The following is a 16,768-nucleotide window of genomic DNA, read 5'->3' on the forward strand; positions in this document are numbered from 1 at the left end:
TAGACGCTGCGCTGCACTATCGCGAGCGGAGTCTTGTTAGTTATTTTCTATCGAAGCCTGCAATTTAATGAATTTGTAGGTGTAGTGTTGATGATCAATACTCCCTCCAAGCCGATTAGCCGGCAGTTCCAAGTCCGACCTGAGGAAGATGCGCATGAGCCAGAATAAAGTCCTTACCACCGCCAGCGGCGCCCCCGTTGCGGATAACCAGAACTCCCGTTCCGCCGGCCCTCGTGGCCCGTTGTTGCTCGACGATTTCCATCTGATCGAGAAGCTCGCTCACTTCAACCGCGAAAACATCCCTGAGCGTCGCGTGCACGCCAAAGGATCGGGTGCCTACGGTACGTTCACTGTTACCCAGGACATCACCCAGTACACCAGTGCCAAGCTGTTCGAATCTGTTGGCAAGCAAACGCCTACATTCCTGCGATTCTCCACTGTAGGTGGCGAGCGCGGGTCTGCTGACACTGAACGTGATCCACGTGGTTTTGCCCTGAAGTTCTATACCGAAGAGGGCAACTGGGACATCGTGGGTAACAACACCCCTGTGTTCTTCATCCGGGATCCGCTGAAATTCCCGGACTTTATCCACACCCAGAAACGCCTGCCGCAGAGCAACCTGAAAAGCGCGCAGATGATGTGGGACTTCTGGTCGCACTCTCCAGAGGCGCTGCATCAGGTCACCATTCTGTTTTCGGACCGTGGCATTCCAGACGGCTATCGTCACATGCACGGCTTCGGTAGTCACACGTACAGCCTGATCAACGCCAAGGGCGAACGCCATTGGGTGAAGTGGCACTACAAGACCAAGCAAGGCATCAAGAACCTGGCCCCGGCCGAGGCTGCACGCCTGGCGGGTACCGACCCTGACTATGCTCAGCGTGATCTGTTTGGTGCGATCGAGCGCGGTGATTTTCCGAAATGGCGCGTCTGCATCCAGATCATGACTGAGGCTCAAGCAAACGCTCATTATGAGAACCCGTTTGACGTGACCAAGACCTGGTCGCAAAAAGAGTTCCCGCTGATCGAAGTGGGCGAGCTTGAGCTCAACCGTAATCCGCAGAACTACTTCGCTGAAGTGGAGCAGGCTGCATTTGGTCCGAGCAACATGGTTCCAGGCGTTGGCCTGTCACCCGATCGTATGTTGCAAGGTCGAGTGTTTGCCTACGCAGATGCCCACCGCTACCGTGTCGGCACTAACCACCAGCAACTGCCCGTAAACGCGCCGCGCAACCCGGTTAACAGTTACCAGCGTGACGGTTCTATGGCCTTCGGCAGCAATGGCGGTGCGGCTCCCAACTACGAGCCAAACAGCTATGCCGATGCGCCCAAGCAAGCCCCGCAGTACGCAGAGCCGGCACTGGCCCTGAGCGGCGCTGCTGATCGTTACGATCACCGCGAAGATATGGACTACTACAGCCATGCGGGCGCGCTGTTCCGCTTGATGAATGATGAGCAGAAAGCCCTGCTGACCAATAACATTGCCGGTGCGATGGCTGGCGTTTCCAGCGATGTGGTCCAGCGTCAATTGCAGCACTTCTACAAGGCCGACCCGGCTTATGGAGAAGCAATCGCAAAGGCACTGGGTGTATCGCTTAACTGACTCTAAACGATAAGCAGAACCGCCCTCATTTGGGCGGTTTTTGCGTTATTTCAGCTACTTTTCTACGGAAATCTTCACTTTTCTGCCGTTGATCCCGTGACCTTCAAGTCATCATGGTTCAAACTACAGTCTTTCAAGCAGGGAGATGTAGGGCGATGCAAGGTCACCCCGACGTAATCGATTACCTCAACACGTTGCTGACGGGCGAACTGGCAGCTCGTGACCAATATTTCATCCATTCGCGCATGTACGAAGACTGGGGCTTTACCGAGCTCTACGAGCGTATCAACCACGAGATGGAAGAAGAGGCACAGCACGCCGACGCACTGATGCGCCGTATTCTGATGCTCGAAGGCACGCCGCGTATGCGTCCTGATGATCTCGATGTGGGGACCACGGTACCGGACATGCTCGCTGCCGACCTTCGCCTCGAGTACAAAGTTCGCGCTGCGCTCTGCAAGGGCATCGAGCTTTGCGAGCAGCACAACGACTACGTCACCCGGGAAATATTGCGGGTGCAGTTGAATGACACCGAAGAAGATCACACCTACTGGTTGGAAAAACAGTTGGGCCTGATCAAGTTGATTGGTCTGGAGAATTACCTGCAATCGCAGTTCTGATTCCCAGCTGTAAAAAAGCCCCTGTCACCGCAAAGTGACAGGGGCTTTTTATTGGGCCGGAAAAAGTCAGGCCCGGTCGCGCTCCAGCAACGGTTTCAAGTAGTAACCGGTGTGCGACTGTGGCATTTCGCAAACTTGCTCCGGCGTACCCACTGCGATGATCTGACCACCCTTGGAGCCACCTTCCGGCCCAAGGTCCACCAGCCAGTCAGCGGTCTTGATCACATCAAGATTGTGCTCGATCACCACCACGGTATTGCCGTGGTCTCGCAGCCGGTGCAGCACGTCCAGCAATTGCTGGATATCCGCGAAGTGCAGACCGGTGGTCGGTTCATCGAGGATGTACAAGGTTTTGCCGGTATCGCGCTTGGACAGCTCGCGAGACAGCTTGACCCGTTGTGCCTCGCCACCCGAAAGCGTGGTCGCCGATTGCCCCAGCTTGATGTACGACAAGCCCACATCCATCAGCGTTTGCAGCTTGCGCGCCAATGCCGGCACTGCGTCGAAGAACTCGCGAGCTTCCTCGATGGTCATTTCCAGGGTTTCATGGATGCTCTTGCCCTTGTACTTGATCTCAAGGGTTTCGCGGTTGTAGCGCTTGCTTTTGCACACGTCGCACGGCACGTAGATGTCCGGCAGAAAATGCATCTCCACCTTGATCAAGCCATCGCCCTGGCAGGCCTCACAGCGCCCGCCCTTGACGTTGAACGAGAACCGCCCTGGTCCATAGCCGCGCGAGCGGGACTCGGGTACACCCGCGAACAGCTCGCGGATCGGCGTAAACAGCCCGGTGTAGGTGGCCGGGTTGGAGCGTGGGGTACGCCCAATCGGGCTTTGGTCGATATCGACCACCTTGTCCAGGTGCTCCAGGCCCTTGATGCTGTCGTGTGCCGCCGCTTCCAGGGTGGTCGCGCCGTTCAGGGCGGTGGCACTCAATGGGAACAGCGTGTTGTTGATCAGCGTCGACTTGCCCGAACCGGAAACACCGGTCACACAGGTCAGTAGGCCCAGCGGAATCTCCAGGTCGACATTGCGCAGGTTGTTGCCGCGCGCGCCCTTGAGATGCAGTGCCATCTTTTTGTTACGCGGCGTACGCTTGGCGGGCACTTCGATCTTCACCCGGCCAGACAGGTACTTGCCGGTCAACGAATCAGGATGTGCCATCACTTCGGCAGGCGTGCCCTCGGCAACGATATGTCCGCCGTGCACCCCTGCGCCCGGGCCGATATCGACCACGTAGTCCGCCAGGCGGATGGCATCTTCATCGTGCTCGACCACAATCACGGTATTGCCGATGTCTCGCAGGTGTTTCAACGTGCCGAGCAGGCGATCGTTATCCCGTTGGTGCAAGCCAATCGACGGTTCGTCGAGGATATACAGCACGCCCACAAGGCCCGCACCGATCTGGCTGGCCAGCCGGATCCGCTGTGCTTCACCGCCCGACAAGGTATCGGCGCTGCGGTCCAGTGACAGATAGTCCAGGCCAACGTTGACCAGGAACTGCAGGCGCTCGCGAATTTCCTTGAGGATCTTGTCGGCAATTTCCCCACGACGCCCGGTGAGCTTGAGGACACCAAAATATTCACACGCATCGCCGATTGGCAGGTTAGTCACTGCCGGCAACGTTTTTTCGCCCACCCACACATGCCGCGCTTCACGGCGCAGGCGTGTGCCACGGCAATCCGGGCAAGGCTGTGTGCTGAGGAACTTTGCCAGTTCTTCACGCACACTTGCCGATTCGGTCTCGCGGTAGCGACGTTCCAGGTTCGGCACGATGCCTTCGAACGGGTGGGAGCGCTTGACGATGTCGCCACGGTCGTTCAGGTACTTGAAGTCGACATTCTGCGAGCCGCTGCCATGCAGAATGACCTTCTGCTGGTCTGCCGGCAGCTGGTTGAACGGCACTTCCAGGCTGAACTTGTAGTGTGAGGCCAATGACCCGAGCATCTGGAAATAGTAGACGTTACGCCTGTCCCAGCCGCGTATCGCCCCTTCGGCCAGGGTCAGGTCGCCATTGACCAGACGCTTGATATCGAAGAACTGCTTCACGCCCAGGCCATCGCACGTCGGGCAGGCGCCGGCTGGGTTGTTGAAGGAAAACAGCTTGGGTTCCAGTTCGCTGATGGCGTGCCCACAGATTGGGCAGGCGAAGCGCGCGGAGAAGATGATCTCTTCGCCCGGCTCGTCATCCATCGGCGCAACCAGGGCAATGCCGTCGGCCAGCTTCAGCGCGGTCTCGAACGATTCCGCCAAACGCTGCTGCAGGTCGGCGCGTACCTTGAAGCGGTCGACCACCACATCAATGGAATGCTTTTTCTGCTTGTCGAGCTTGGGCGCTTCATCCAGCTCATAGAGCTTGCCGTTGATGCGCGCACGTACAAAACCCTGGGCACGCAGCTCTTCGAAGACCGAAAGGTGTTCGCCCTTGCGCTCGCGGATGACGGGCGCCAGCAGCATCAGCTTGGCGCCTTCCGGCTGGGCCAGTACCAGGTCGACCATCTGGCTGACGGTCTGGGCTTCCAGGGGAATATCGTGGTCCGGGCAGCGCGGAATACCCACGCGCGCATACAGCAGGCGCAGGTAGTCGTAGATTTCGGTAATGGTGCCCACGGTGGAACGCGGGTTGTGGGAGGTCGACTTCTGCTCGATGGAAATGGCCGGCGACAAGCCTTCGATGGTGTCGACGTCGGGCTTTTCCATCATCGACAGGAATTGCCGGGCATAGGCCGACAGGGATTCCACATAGCGACGCTGACCTTCGGCATACAGCGTGTCGAACGCCAGGGACGACTTGCCGGAGCCGGACAAGCCGGTGATGACGATCAGTTTGTCCCGGGGCAGGGTCAGGTCGATGTTCTTCAGGTTGTGGGTTCTAGCCCCACGAATCAGGATCTTGTCCAAGATGGCCTCGCACGGCGGGCGTAAATAATGCCGGAGTATACGGCTAAAGACTGGATGAATATACACTGTCAAAAGGCCGCTTGCAGCCTTAGATGAAAGCTGCGCGGCAAAGCGCCGCATATACCCTCTCAATCGATGGGACTGGTAGAATCGCCGCCGGTTCACACGAGGTTTTTCCATGCACGATCCCCACAGCGAACGCATGAGTAGCGGCGAGACCCGAGCGGCAAGCGGTCTGGCCCTGGTGTTCGCTTTCCGTATGCTGGGCATGTTTATGGTGTTGCCGGTGCTGGCGACCTATGGAATGGATCTCGCAGGCGCGACCCCCGCGTTGATCGGCCTGGCGATTGGCGCCTATGGTCTGACCCAGGCGATTTTTCAGATCCCGTTCGGGATTATTTCCGACCGCATTGGCCGTCGCCCGGTGATTTATCTTGGCTTGATCGTGTTCGCCCTTGGCAGTGTGCTTGCGGCCCAGTCCGATTCGATCTGGGGCGTGATCGCCGGGCGCATCCTGCAAGGCGCCGGGGCGATTTCCGCCGCGGTCATGGCGTTGCTGTCGGACCTGACCCGCGAACAGCACCGCACCAAGGCCATGGCCATGATCGGCATGACCATCGGTCTGTCGTTCGCCGTGGCCATGGTGGTCGGCCCGTTGCTGACGAGCGCTTTTGGTCTGCACGGGTTGTTTCTGGCCACTGGCGGCCTGGCCCTGGTCGGGATTGTGATCGTAGCCTTTATGGTGCCGCGCTCTACCGGCACGCTGCAGCACCGAGAATCGGGCGTCGCACGTCAGGCGCTGCTGCCGACGCTCAAGCACCCGGACCTGCTGCGCCTGGATTTAGGTATCTTCGTATTACACGCAATGCTGATGTGCAGCTTCGTCGCCTTGCCCCTGGCCCTGGTGGAAAAAGCCGGCCTGCCCAAGGAGCAGCATTGGTGGGTCTACCTCACCGCGCTGCTGATTTCGTTCTTCGCCATGATCCCGTTCATCATCTATGGCGAGAAGAAACGCAAAATGAAACGAGTTTTACTCGGCGCCGTCGCGACATTGATGCTCACTGAACTATTCTTCTGGCAGTTCGGCGATAGCCTGCGAGCACTGGTCATTGGTACGGTGGTGTTTTTCACCGCGTTCAACCTGCTGGAAGCTTCGCTGCCGTCGCTGATCAGCAAAGTTTCACCGGCCGGCGGCAAGGGCACGGCGATGGGGGTGTACTCCACCAGCCAGTTCCTTGGCTCGGCGTTGGGCGGCATCATGGGTGGCTGGATGTTCCAGCATGGCGGTTTGTCGGTTGTCTTCCTCGGATGCGCCGGGCTGGCTGCACTTTGGCTGGTCTTTGCTGTTACCATGCGCGAACCTCCCTACGTCACAAGTCTGCGTTTGCCGCTATCGCCCGAGGCGATCCGCGAGGCTGGTCTGGTAGAGCGCCTGAAGGCCGTCGTAGGGGTAACGGATGCAGTCGTGGTCGCTGAAGAGGCGGCCATTTACATCAAATTGGACACCGAATTATTGGATCGCGCGACGCTCGAGCAACTGGTCAACCCAGTGCCGACAGCGCGCCCAGCCTAGGAGAACGTTATGGCCCGTGGGGTTAACAAAGTCATATTGGTCGGTACTTGCGGCCAGGATCCCGAAGTTCGCTACTTGCCTAACGGTAATGCCGTGACCAACCTGAGTCTGGCGACCAGCGAACAGTGGACCGACAAGCAGACCGGCCAGAAGGTCGAGAAAACCGAATGGCACCGTGTGTCGATGTTCGGCAAGGTCGCTGAGATTGCCGGCGAATATCTGCGCAAAGGTTCGCAGGTCTACATCGAAGGCAAACTGCAAACCCGCGAGTGGGAAAAAGACGGCATCAAGCGTTACACCACCGAAATCGTGGTCGACATGCAAGGCACCATGCAACTGCTGGGCGGCCGTCCACAGGGCGACCAACAGGGCCAGGGCGGCATGTCCAACTCGGCACCGCGTCCACAGCAGTCGCGTCCACAGCCAACCCAGCAGCCACAGCGTGAGTCGCGTCCAGCGCCACAACAGGCTGCGCCGCAACCGGCTCAGGATTTCGACAGCTTTGATGACGATATTCCGTTCTGATACTCAGCTTTTCAGAACGTAATCCAAAAAAGCGAAGCCATTGATTTGGCTTCGCTTTTTTATGAGCGCAGATCTTGGTGGTGCAAAAAATACAGAGCCGGAACTCAGCTCGTCTGCTGCAGCAACGGATACAGCGATATCACCAGCAACGCCGCCATGCCGAAGTTGAACACGCGTAACCAGCGCGGGTTGCGCAGCACGTTGCGCAACACACTGCCGAATCCTGCCCAAACCCCCACGCTCGGCGCATTGATCAGGGCGAACACCGTAGCGATGATCACCACGTTCATGGTGTAGCCCTGCAACGGTGTGTAGGTGCTGATTGCACCGATTGCCATCACCCACGCCTTGGGATTGACCCATTGAAACGCCGCCGCGCCCCAGAACCCCAGAGGCTTGCCTTTACCTTCAGTGTCTTCGGATGCCGGGCCCGAACGGGCGATGTTCCACGCCAGGTACAGCAAGTAAGCCGCGCCCGCGTAGCGCAGGATGGTGTAGAGCACCGGATAGGCGGTAAACGCCGCGCCCAGCCCAAGCCCCACCGCCAATACAAGCACCAGAAATCCGGAGCTGATGCCCAGGATGTGCGGGATGGTACGCTGGAAGCCGAAATTAACCCCCGAGGCCAGCAGCATGGCGTTATTGGGGCCAGGGGTGACGGACGTGACAAACGCAAATAAAGCAAACGCCAGCATCAAATCAAACGACAAGGACATGGTTTTTTCCTGGAACGGGCCTTAGCAGGTCACCTGCCACCCGGGTTTCGCGGTTACAGGTGCACGGTGGCCACTTAAAGTTGGGGTCAGAGCAGCGAACTGAGAAAGCCGATGGCAACCATCGAGTAGAACGCTGCGCAAATCAGCCCGAATGACTTGCGGGTCCGGGCAAAAAAAGGTTCTGCCGAATGGGCGGAAAACGCCAGGGCGTAGGTGCAGAAAATCAGGAAACCCAACAACGCACAGGCCGCCACCAGCACAAAACTCGCCCATGCCGGTGCGTTGACGCTCAGCCCCACGGTGGTCACGGTGAACCAGGTCAAGGCCGCCTTGGGGTTGGTCAGGTGAATGCCCAACCCCTGTAGATAGAAGCCCAGGTTGCGCGTCTGTTTTGCTCGCGCTTTGGCCACCGTCGTGGCGTTATGCGCCAGCGCACTGCGCACCGACTTCCAGGCCAGGAAGAACAAATAGCAGGCGCCGAACACCTTCAGCCACAGGATGATCTGGGTGTTGGACATTAACAGCGCCGACACGCCGGCAGCGGTCATCGCGCCCCAGCACAACGACCCGGAAATAACCCCCGCCGCCAGCGCCAGGCCCGGTGTGCGCCCGTAGTTCAAGGAGGTATTGGCGATGGCCAGGTTGCCTGGGCCCGGGCTGGCGGTGCCGATCACGTAGACCCCCAGTGCCGCTGCAAAACTTGAAAACTCAAACATAGGTGCACTCATACCCGTGGCGCCAGCGCGCAGTGAGCACTCCAAGCCACCGCGGCTTGAAGTGATGGTCAAAAAAGCTACTTGAAGCAACGATGATCCGGCTCTTGGGCGCGAATCTTCTCCATCCAGGGCTTGAGTTCCGATTGCTTGTACAGGCGCTCGCCCCAATTTTCCGGCGAGACCGGCAATGGCCGCCCCTGCAGGATGTAGTCGGTGAGCAGGTGAATGAACTGCTGCAGGCAATAGGCGCCCACGTGCAGGCGCAGCGAGGAAGCCGTCTCGGCAGGCGCAACGTTGAAGCGCGCCACGTCGATGATCTGCCCGCTGTCCACCGAAGGGGCCAGGTGATGGCAGGTCGAACCGTAGGTTTCATCGTTGTAGTAGATCGCGTAATGCTGGCTGCCCAGGCCCCGATATTTGGGGGGCGCCGGGTGCAGGTTTATCGCGCCTTTGCGGGCATTCTTGTAGATGCTCTGCGGGAAGATGAAGTCGCCACGGTAGGAGATGATCCAGTCGCCTTCCCAATCATCCAGGTGATAAGGGTAGGGATCGCCCGGGTCCCAGCAAAACACCTCGAGGTTGGAGAACACGGTTTTGGCGAATTCCACGCCGTGATCACACCAGTCCATAGTGCACACCGACAGCAGGACTTTGTCCTTGCATGGTTCGATCGTCTGCATCTTCACTTCTCCCTTTCCAGCTAATGTGGGTGACAACGACCGTCCCCCGGTAAGCCCGCTCGATCGCTAGTAGGCGACAGCCCTGACCACTGCATTGAAGCGCTCGACCATTTGCCCCAGTTCCCCTTCGCTGGTGATAAACGGCGGTGCGAACAGCACATGATTGCCTTGTGTGCCTTGCACTGTGCCGCTGCCGGGATAAATCAGCAGGCCGCGTTGCAGCGCCTCTTGCTTGAGGGCCGCGGCATAGGCGCCGCCGCCTCTGAATGGCGCCTTGGTGGAACGGCTCTCGACAAACTCGACGCCCACGAACAATCCGCGCCCGCGCACATCGCCAACGATATCCAGGTCAGCCAGGCTTTCCCTGAGCCAGACGCGCAGTTGCTCACCCCGTTGGCGCACTTGCGTCAGCAGGTCTTCTTCGACGATGACTTGCTGTACCTCCAGGGCAATGGCGCAGGCCAGCGGGTGGTTGACATGGGTTTGGCCGTTGCCCAGTACACCCGAGCCACGGGCCATCACCGAATGCACCCGGTCACTGATCAACAGCGCCGAGATCGGCATGTAACCCGCCGCCAGGCCTTTGCCGACCGCGACCATGTCGGGCACGATGCCGTCGTCGGTATAGGCGAACAGCTGCCCGGTACGCCCCATGCCGGCCATCACCTCATCAAGGATCAGCAGCACATCGTGGCGCTCGCACACCGCCTTGATCTTGCGAAAATAACCGGGCACCGCAGGCACCGCGCCGTTGGTGGAGCCCACTACGGTCTCGGCAAAGAACGCCGCGACGTTTTCACTGCCCAGGCTACGAATCCTGGCGTCCAGTTCATCGGCCAGGCGCGTGGCGTACTGCTCCTGGCTTTCGTCGGGCCGTTGATCACGGTAGGCGTAGCAGGGGGAGACGAACTCGGCGGGTGCAAACAGTCGACCAAATACCGACTGGCGCTGCGGGTTGCCGGAGATGCTCAAGGTGCCCAGTGTGCTGCCGTGATAACTCTGTTGGCGGGAAATGAACACTGATTTGTCGGGCAAGCCGCGCTCGCACTGGTACTGGTAAGCGATTTTCATCGCCAGCTCCATCACCTCCGAGCCGCCGGACAAGAACTGCGCACGCGCCAGGCCGCCACTGGCTGCCACCAGGCGCTCAGCGAGCTCCTCGGCGGCAGCGGTGGTGAAGCTGCCCGCATGGGCCCAGGCCAGTTTCTTCGCTTCGCGCTCGAATGCCGCGGCGATCCGCGGGTGCCCATGGCCCAGGCTCGACACTGCGACACCGCCGCAGGTGTCGAGGTAGCGTTTGCCCGTTGCATCCTCAAGCCAAACCCCGCTCCCGCCGACCGCCAGGATCGGTGAGCTGTTGAGGTTTTTGTAGATCACTTTTGACATGGGCGCAGTTCCTCAGGCAATAGGCGTTACCGTTTACTCACCGCGTGATCCCAGGCTGTCGGCGCCTGGTGAAAGCGCCGGCCGAAACGGGAAGAGTGAAACACCGAACGCGTCAGCCCGATGGGCAGCAACACGACGATAAACATCAAAAACGCAAGAAATCTCAGCACGGTAAAAGCTCCATTGAGTTAAAGGTAAGGATCAATCCAGTGGGATCTCGCTGCGCCAGTCCACAGCCTCGACGAAGGCCGGTTGGCCGGGGCGTTCCAGCACGTAACGGCCCAGGACCAGTACGTCCATTTCGGTGCGCATGAAGCAGGCGTACGCTTCCTCGGGTTTGCACACGATGGGCTCACCGCGTACGTTGAACGAGGTATTGACCAGCACCGAGCACCCCGTGCGTTCCTTGAAACTGCGCAGCAGGTAGGTGAACGGTGCGTTGTTTTCCTCGGTCACCGTTTGCACCCGTGCCGACAGGTCGACGTGGGTCACCGCCGGCAATTGCGAGCGGATATTGTTGATACTGCCCAGCCCGCGCTCCGGGCCGCCTTCTTGCCGCGACTGCTGGGATTTGATCGAGTCGGTGACCGGCGCGACCATCAGCATGTAAGGGCTTTTTTCGCAGATATCGAAATAGTTGCCGGCGTCCTCGGCCAGCACGGCCGGGGCAAACGGGCGGAACGACTCGCGGTATTTGATCTTCAGGTTCATGGTGCGCTGCATCTCGGGGTTGCGTGCATCGCCGAGAATCGAACGCGCGCCCAAGGCTCGTGGGCCAAACTCCATGCGCCCCTGGAACCAGCCCACCACCGCGCCCTCGGCCAGGCGACTGGCAACCTGGTCATACAGCCCGGCGTCGTCATAGCGGGTGAAGGGGTAGTGGTTTTCCAGCAGGAAGCGGGCGATTTCTTCGTCGCCAAAGCCCGGCCCCAGCAGGCTGCCGCTCATGGCATCAGACTTGCCACCTTCCAGGTGCGGGCGACCGCTGTGCTTGACGGCAAAGTCCAACGCCGCCCCCAGGGCGCAACCGGCATCACCGGCCGCCGGCTGGATCCAGATCGAATCAAAGCGCCCCGAGCGGCTGAGCACGCCGTTGGCCACGCAGTTCAAGGCCACGCCACCGGCCAGGCACAGATTGCGCTCGCCGGTCTGCTTGACCGCGGCAGTGGCCAGGCCCAGCACCACTTCCTCGGTGACTTTTTGAATCGATGCGGCCAGGTCGCACTCGCGCTGTGAGATCGGGCTTTCGGGTTGACGGATCGGCCCACCGAACAACTCTTCAAACGCTTCGCCGACCATGCGCTCACCGCGCAGGTACTCGAAGTACTTCATGTTCAGGGTGAACGAGCCGTCCTCGCGGATATTGATCAGCTCGTCGCGAATCTTGTCGGCGTAGATCGGCTGGCCATAGGGCGCCAGGCCCATCAGCTTGTATTCCCCTGAGTCGACCTTGAACCCGCAATAGTAGGTCATGGCCGAATACAGCAAACCCACCGAATGTGGGTAGGAAATCGAGTTTTTCAGTTCAAGATTGGTGCCCTGGCCGTGCCAGATCGTGGTCGAATGCCATTCGCCGATGCCGTCGATGCACAACACCGCCGCGTTCTTGAACGGTGACGGGTAAAACGCCGCCGCCGCGTGGGAGCGGTGATGCTGGGAGGCCTGGGTGCGCGGCGCCTTGCCCCGGCCCAGGATTTCGAGTTGCTCGTCGACGAACTTGAGCACGTTCCACTTCCAGCGAATCCATTCCGGCATCGCATTGATGAACGTACGTGCGCCGCCGATGCCGCCGCTGGCAAACGACGAAATCACCCGGGAGAATTTTTCCTGGGGGTCTTCGTAATAAACCACCGCCTCCAGGTCATCCAGGCTGATGCCCTCGGCGTCCAGGCAATAGGCAATCGCCTGGGCCGGGAACGCCGGGTCATGGCGCACGCGAGTGAAGCGCTCTTCCTGGGCGGCAGCGACGGGCACGCCGTCCTTGACCAGGGCGGCAGCACTGTCGTGGTAGAAGGCAGAAATCCCTAAAACATAATTAGCCATTTAACTGTGCATCCTCATCACATTCCGCCAATCCATGGAGTCGCCTGCGCCAATCGAACTGCTGGCGTGTAGGCAACCTTCTCTGCGTATCAAGACCACCATTGCGCGAATGGCAGGCTTCGTAGAACCGGGATCAAGGACACCACGAGCACCAGGCTCATGGTGATATTGAACGCCTTTAAACGTTGTGGCTGGGTCAGGAAGCGCCGCAGGTACTGCCCGAAAAACACCCAGACCATCGAACACGGTGAACCGAATAAAAAAAACAACAGCGCAATCAGAAACACCTGCACCGTGTACGAGCCCAAGGGCGAGGTGTAGGCCAGCACTGCGCCTACCGCCATCACCCAGGCTTTCGGGTTGACCCACTGGAACAGCGCCGCAGCGGTGAACCCCAAAGGCTTGCCTGATTGGTCACCCAGGTCGGTGGTGGGGGCACTGGCAATCTGGTACGCCAGGAACAACAGGTACAACGCGCCGACCACCTGCAAGCCGTCATGCAACCATGGGTACTGGCGGAACACCGCCCCGGCCCCCAACCCGACCGCCACCAGCATCAGCGGAAAGCCGATGTTGATACCGGCCACATGGCGCATGGTGCGACCAATGCCGAAATTGGCCCCGGACGACATCAACATCACGTTGTTCGGGCCTGGCGTGACGCAGGTGGCAATCACGAACAGCACGATCGAGTAGTAATCCAGTGCCTGCATGGTCATGCCCTGCTCAACGGTAATCTTCCAGCGTGCCCTGTCGACGAATGTCCACGGACACACAATGGAAGCCGCCGCTCAGACTGCGCGCGTGGCGCATCTTCAGCGGTGCCACATCGATGCCGTGTTTTTCCAGTGCGCGAATCAGCGGCACTTGCTGGTCATTGATCACCGCCAGCGACGGGTTGACCATGATGAAGTTCATGCCCTGCCAGATAGAGGCACGCGGGTACGACCAGCAGTAACCGGTGTCCACCATGTCGGGGGCCCAGATGATGTCCCAGTGCTTGAACACTTCGGGCACCTGATCCTTGCCGATGCGTTCGGGGTTCAACACCACCAGCCCTGGACGCACCAGGGTGATGGTGGTGTCCAGGTGCGTACCGTCGTAGAACCCGCTGAGGGCGTGCACGCGATATTGGTCGCCGAGCACGCGCTTGAGCCACTCGTAGCCCATGCGGTTACCGCTGCGCGACACCAGGTAAAGAATGTCGCGGCCCATGCGCAGCACGTTGGCGGCATCGAAAATCGGCTCATCGTTGGCGATGATCGAGCCCTCGCGCGGGTTGACCCGGTAGGTACTGTCGGGCAGTTCCGGCTTGGGCGCGGAAATCCAGTTGGCGCCGCTGGCGAAGTACGCCTGCAGGTGTTCGCGGTAGGCAAAAGGTTCGAAGTAACGGCTGCGCAAGGCCATCGGCGCTTCAATGATGGTTTTGCCGATCGGCAGCAGAACGTCCCTTGGGCAGTAGTTGTATTCGCCGTCGGTCTTCCAGTCGCCGGTGCCGAACAGTGCCGCGTGATAAGTCTCTTTGGGCCGGCGCACGGTCACCCCATGGCCGACCAGGAAGGCGGCAAAGGCGTCCAGGTCTTCCTGTGCTTCTTCAACCAGTTGTTCGGGGTAAGGTCCTGACGGAATCTCATTGGGCGAGTCGTGGTGCTCGCTGTAGTCGAGGGCGAACAGGCCCTTGTCCGGCCGCGGCACGCGCGCGCCATGGGCAATACCCACGATCATTTCCTCGAGGGGGTCCCATTCGTTATGCACTTCTACCAAAGACATAATTGCTCCTCGTGGCGTTATTGTTCGTGGGTTTGCAGCAATACCTGCCGCGTGATCGGCAGGTGATGCAGATAGCCTTTTGAAGCCGCTGTGCGGGTCGGGCGCGGGAGTACATGGTCGGCCGATGAGAGGCGCAAGCGACGCAACATCGAGGTCCATTTGCCGGGCATCGGCGCCAGGGACTCATAGCCCACGCGCACGCGCTGCCATTGCGCGGCGACCTGCTCGGCACTGGTCAACGCGCGCATGTACGCATCGATCGCATCGGCAGCCCAGGCCGAATGCCCGGTGGACACGTTATCAATGGTGTTGTGCAGGTCGACGAACGCCGTGCTGAACCCGTAGTGCCGTAAAAAGCGCCGCGCCGAACGATAGCTGCCGCCCACGCCGGACAGCTCCATGGCCAGGTTCATGCCGAGCACTTCGGGCATGAACGTCACCGGCAGTTTGCCCAGGCACAGCCAATACACGGGCAGGCGGAAGGAGTCTTCGTCCAGGCGCGGGTCTTGGGCGAATTCACGGCTACCGGTGGGGGCCAGTTCGAAATCCATGTCACGCAGGCCATCGCGATAAATTTTCGGATGATTGAGCGCCTCGATGCCGTTGCCCAATTCATCCCAATAGGTCTGGAACAGGGTGTAGCCCACGTGGGAAGACGCCAGCCCCAGGTCGGTAAAGCCTTGCAGCCACGCACCGTCGATCAGCGTCAGCGGCGCCAGTTGCAGGGTCGACTCGATGATTTCTTCACGGCTGGGCATTTGCGCCGGGTCGCTGTCATCGAACTGTTGGCCGTTCTGGTCATGCTTGTCCAGCAACCAGGCGCGCAGCACATTGGGGCCCCACTGCTCGGGCAATTGGCGCTCGGACGTCTTCAGCGACTGGCGCGAACGCTCAAGCCAACGGCTCACATAGGCATGGGCAAACTGGCGGGTGGCCGGCTGCAGCGCACGCCCCTGCAAGACAAAATAGGCTTCGCGCAGGCTCTTGGGCCAGTGCCCGGTGTCGTCGGGGCTGGCTGAGTCAGGGCGGGGCACCGTGGCGGCGCTGTCGACTGGCTGGCGTGGCAGCTGCGGCGTGGCGCCAGCCTGGGGCAACCAGTCGATCCACTGGCGAATCACGCTCAAGTCTGCCTCGCTGAAGATGCGGAACATGCGCCCGGTCGGCGCCACCAGGCTGGTGACCAGCAGGCTTTTTTTCGAGTTGCCCGGCACGATCAAACGGCTGCGCGACAGCACATCCAGCAGGGGCAACGGGTCGCGCTGCGCTTCTTCGATCCACAGCGCCAGGCTGCGCCCTTCAATCAGGTAATTCTGGTGATACACCGCGCCCACCCGCGCCAGACGCTGCATCAAATGCGCCATGGCCTGTTGGGGCGAAGTGGCGGTCAGCGAGGCGTTATACAGCCGCGCATTCCAGCGTTGCAGCGCGCCGAACAGCCAGTTGGCGCCGCGTAGCAGACGGGCCTGGCGCTCTTCGCCCTGCTCGATGATGCGGTGCGCGACCCATTGGCTGATATGGCGCAACGAAGCCGGCTCCAGGCCGGGGAATGACGCGCTCAGATCCAGCCGGCCGAGTTCCAGCGCCAGCCCTTCAAGCTGGCCCATGGCTGCCCAGCCCGGGCAAAGCCCGACGGCGCGCAAGGCCCAATCGACACCGCAGAGTTCATCACCGTAGGCGTCGCTGCGCCGGCTGAGGGCAAGCAACAGCGCGGGCAGTTCGAACGCGTCGTCATGCAGGTCCGGCAGGGTCGCCAATTGCGCCGGCGCCAAGGCGTAGGTGGTCAGCTGTAGCTGGCCCAACAACGCGTTGAAGTGATGGCCGCGGGAGGCGTTCGGGTAGCCGACGCCGATGTCATGGGCAAACAGTTGCATCAGGCGCAGCTGCGCGGGGTCTTCAAATACCCCGGGTGCGCTCAGGCCCTGCAGCCAGCAGCCGAGCACCGAGGCCATCGGTGCCGAATAAACCGCCAATGCCTGGGCAAAAGCGCGGGCGTTGTGCTGTTCGACGGCGGCGGTGGCGGCGCCGGCATACGCCGACGCCTGTTCCGACTGCCACGCATCGATCCGCTGTGACAGCAGCGGCAACTGCACCGGCTCGACGTCTTTGCCCAGCAGGGTGTCGAGGTACTCCGTATCCAGGAAACATTCAGGCTCCAGCGCCAAACGATAGAGTTCGCGCCACCTGTCGTCTGCGGGGATGCGTGTTGGAATCGAGCCATCCATAGCCATTACCTTC

General features: G+C 60.3%; 14 protein-coding genes. 4 read left to right on the forward strand and 10 right to left on the reverse strand.

All coding sequences use genetic code 11. The features are described from left to right. Positions 1-154 precede the first annotated feature (154 nt). Both QMK52_RS10380 and bfr read left to right on the forward strand, forming a co-directional pair. Entirely contained in the window at positions 155-1,603 is a 1,449-nt protein-coding gene (locus QMK52_RS10380) for a catalase (RefSeq protein WP_320404066.1), read from the forward strand. A 155-nt stretch (positions 1,604-1,758) separates the two neighbouring features. Beyond that, positions 1,759-2,223 (forward strand): bacterioferritin, encoded by a 465-nt coding sequence (bfr, locus tag QMK52_RS10385; protein WP_003176400.1) that lies wholly within the window; start codon positions 1,759-1,761, stop codon positions 2,221-2,223. Positions 2,224-2,289: 66 nt separating this feature from the next. Here bfr and uvrA read toward each other — a convergent pair whose 3' ends face one another. Then, positions 2,290-5,124 carry an excinuclease ABC subunit UvrA gene (uvrA, locus tag QMK52_RS10390; RefSeq protein WP_005791907.1) on the reverse strand — a complete coding sequence of 945 codons (2,835 nt, stop codon included), beginning with the start codon at positions 5,122-5,124 and terminating at the stop codon, positions 2,290-2,292. A 178-nt stretch (positions 5,125-5,302) separates the two neighbouring features. On the opposite strand from uvrA, the gene QMK52_RS10395 reads away from it, so the two are divergent. Both QMK52_RS10395 and QMK52_RS10400 read left to right on the forward strand, forming a co-directional pair. Further along, complete coding sequence (locus QMK52_RS10395) at positions 5,303-6,697, forward strand: MFS transporter (RefSeq protein ID WP_005791905.1); 1,395 nt, start codon at positions 5,303-5,305, stop codon at positions 6,695-6,697. A gap of 9 nt (positions 6,698-6,706) precedes the next feature. After that, a complete protein-coding gene (locus QMK52_RS10400) occupies positions 6,707-7,222 on the forward strand; it encodes a single-stranded DNA-binding protein (protein WP_005791904.1) in 516 nt (171 codons plus the stop codon). 104 nt (positions 7,223-7,326) lie between these two features. Here QMK52_RS10400 and QMK52_RS10405 read toward each other — a convergent pair whose 3' ends face one another. The 9 genes from QMK52_RS10405 to QMK52_RS10445 all read right to left on the reverse strand — a co-directional run bounded on the left by QMK52_RS10405 (position 7,327) and on the right by QMK52_RS10445 (position 16,755). Continuing rightward, the gene (locus tag QMK52_RS10405; RefSeq protein WP_032879215.1) at positions 7,327-7,938 is read right to left on the reverse strand and encodes a LysE family translocator; all 612 of its coding nucleotides are present in this window, start codon (positions 7,936-7,938) and stop codon (positions 7,327-7,329) included. Between the two features lie 86 nt (positions 7,939-8,024). Next, positions 8,025-8,654, reverse strand: coding sequence for a LysE family translocator (locus QMK52_RS10410; RefSeq protein WP_005791901.1), 630 nt, complete (start codon positions 8,652-8,654; stop codon positions 8,025-8,027). Positions 8,655-8,731: 77 nt separating this feature from the next. Continuing rightward, a complete protein-coding gene (locus tag QMK52_RS10415) occupies positions 8,732-9,334 on the reverse strand; it encodes a formyltransferase family protein (protein ID WP_005791900.1) in 603 nt (200 codons plus the stop codon). 66 nt (positions 9,335-9,400) lie between these two features. After that, positions 9,401-10,720 carry an aspartate aminotransferase family protein gene (locus QMK52_RS10420; protein ID WP_194439370.1) on the reverse strand — a complete coding sequence of 440 codons (1,320 nt, stop codon included), beginning with the start codon at positions 10,718-10,720 and terminating at the stop codon, positions 9,401-9,403. A 26-nt stretch (positions 10,721-10,746) separates the two neighbouring features. Next, a complete protein-coding gene (locus QMK52_RS10425) occupies positions 10,747-10,890 on the reverse strand; it encodes a hypothetical protein (protein WP_005791897.1) in 144 nt (47 codons plus the stop codon). Between the two features lie 31 nt (positions 10,891-10,921). Then, positions 10,922-12,763 (reverse strand): carbamoyltransferase, encoded by a 1,842-nt coding sequence (locus tag QMK52_RS10430; RefSeq protein WP_005791895.1) that lies wholly within the window; start codon positions 12,761-12,763, stop codon positions 10,922-10,924. 89 nt (positions 12,764-12,852) lie between these two features. After that, complete coding sequence (locus QMK52_RS10435) at positions 12,853-13,476, reverse strand: LysE family translocator (protein ID WP_320404193.1); 624 nt, start codon at positions 13,474-13,476, stop codon at positions 12,853-12,855. 13 nt (positions 13,477-13,489) lie between these two features. After that, on the reverse strand, positions 13,490-14,533 hold the full coding sequence (locus QMK52_RS10440; RefSeq protein WP_005791891.1) for a hypothetical protein: 1,044 nt from the start codon (positions 14,531-14,533) through the stop codon (positions 13,490-13,492). Positions 14,534-14,550: 17 nt separating this feature from the next. Next, positions 14,551-16,755 carry an iron-containing redox enzyme family protein gene (locus tag QMK52_RS10445; protein ID WP_005791890.1) on the reverse strand — a complete coding sequence of 735 codons (2,205 nt, stop codon included), beginning with the start codon at positions 16,753-16,755 and terminating at the stop codon, positions 14,551-14,553. Between the last annotated feature and the right edge of the window lie 13 nt (positions 16,756-16,768).

The sequence above is a fragment of the Pseudomonas sp. P9_2 genome, from assembly GCF_034008255.1.
Taxonomy (GTDB): Bacteria; Pseudomonadota; Gammaproteobacteria; order Pseudomonadales; family Pseudomonadaceae; genus Aquipseudomonas; species Aquipseudomonas synxantha_A.

Coding starts and splice junctions, on each gene's coding strand:
- QMK52_RS10440 (WP_005791891.1), bottom strand. CDS start 14,533: ATGTCTTTGGTAGAAGTGCATAACGAATGGGACCCCCTCGAGGAAATG.
- bfr (WP_003176400.1), top strand. CDS start 1,759: ATGCAAGGTCACCCCGACGTAATCGATTACCTCAACACGTTGCTGACG.
- QMK52_RS10410 (WP_005791901.1), bottom strand. CDS start 8,654: ATGTTTGAGTTTTCAAGTTTTGCAGCGGCACTGGGGGTCTACGTGATC.
- QMK52_RS10430 (WP_005791895.1), bottom strand. CDS start 12,763: ATGGCTAATTATGTTTTAGGGATTTCTGCCTTCTACCACGACAGTGCT.
- QMK52_RS10415 (WP_005791900.1), bottom strand. CDS start 9,334: ATGCAGACGATCGAACCATGCAAGGACAAAGTCCTGCTGTCGGTGTGC.
- QMK52_RS10405 (WP_032879215.1), bottom strand. CDS start 7,938: ATGTCCTTGTCGTTTGATTTGATGCTGGCGTTTGCTTTATTTGCGTTT.
- QMK52_RS10395 (WP_005791905.1), top strand. CDS start 5,303: ATGCACGATCCCCACAGCGAACGCATGAGTAGCGGCGAGACCCGAGCG.
- QMK52_RS10400 (WP_005791904.1), top strand. CDS start 6,707: ATGGCCCGTGGGGTTAACAAAGTCATATTGGTCGGTACTTGCGGCCAG.
- QMK52_RS10435 (WP_320404193.1), bottom strand. CDS start 13,476: ATGCAGGCACTGGATTACTACTCGATCGTGCTGTTCGTGATTGCCACC.
- QMK52_RS10445 (WP_005791890.1), bottom strand. CDS start 16,755: ATGGATGGCTCGATTCCAACACGCATCCCCGCAGACGACAGGTGGCGC.
- QMK52_RS10420 (WP_194439370.1), bottom strand. CDS start 10,720: ATGTCAAAAGTGATCTACAAAAACCTCAACAGCTCACCGATCCTGGCG.
- QMK52_RS10380 (WP_320404066.1), top strand. CDS start 155: ATGAGCCAGAATAAAGTCCTTACCACCGCCAGCGGCGCCCCCGTTGCG.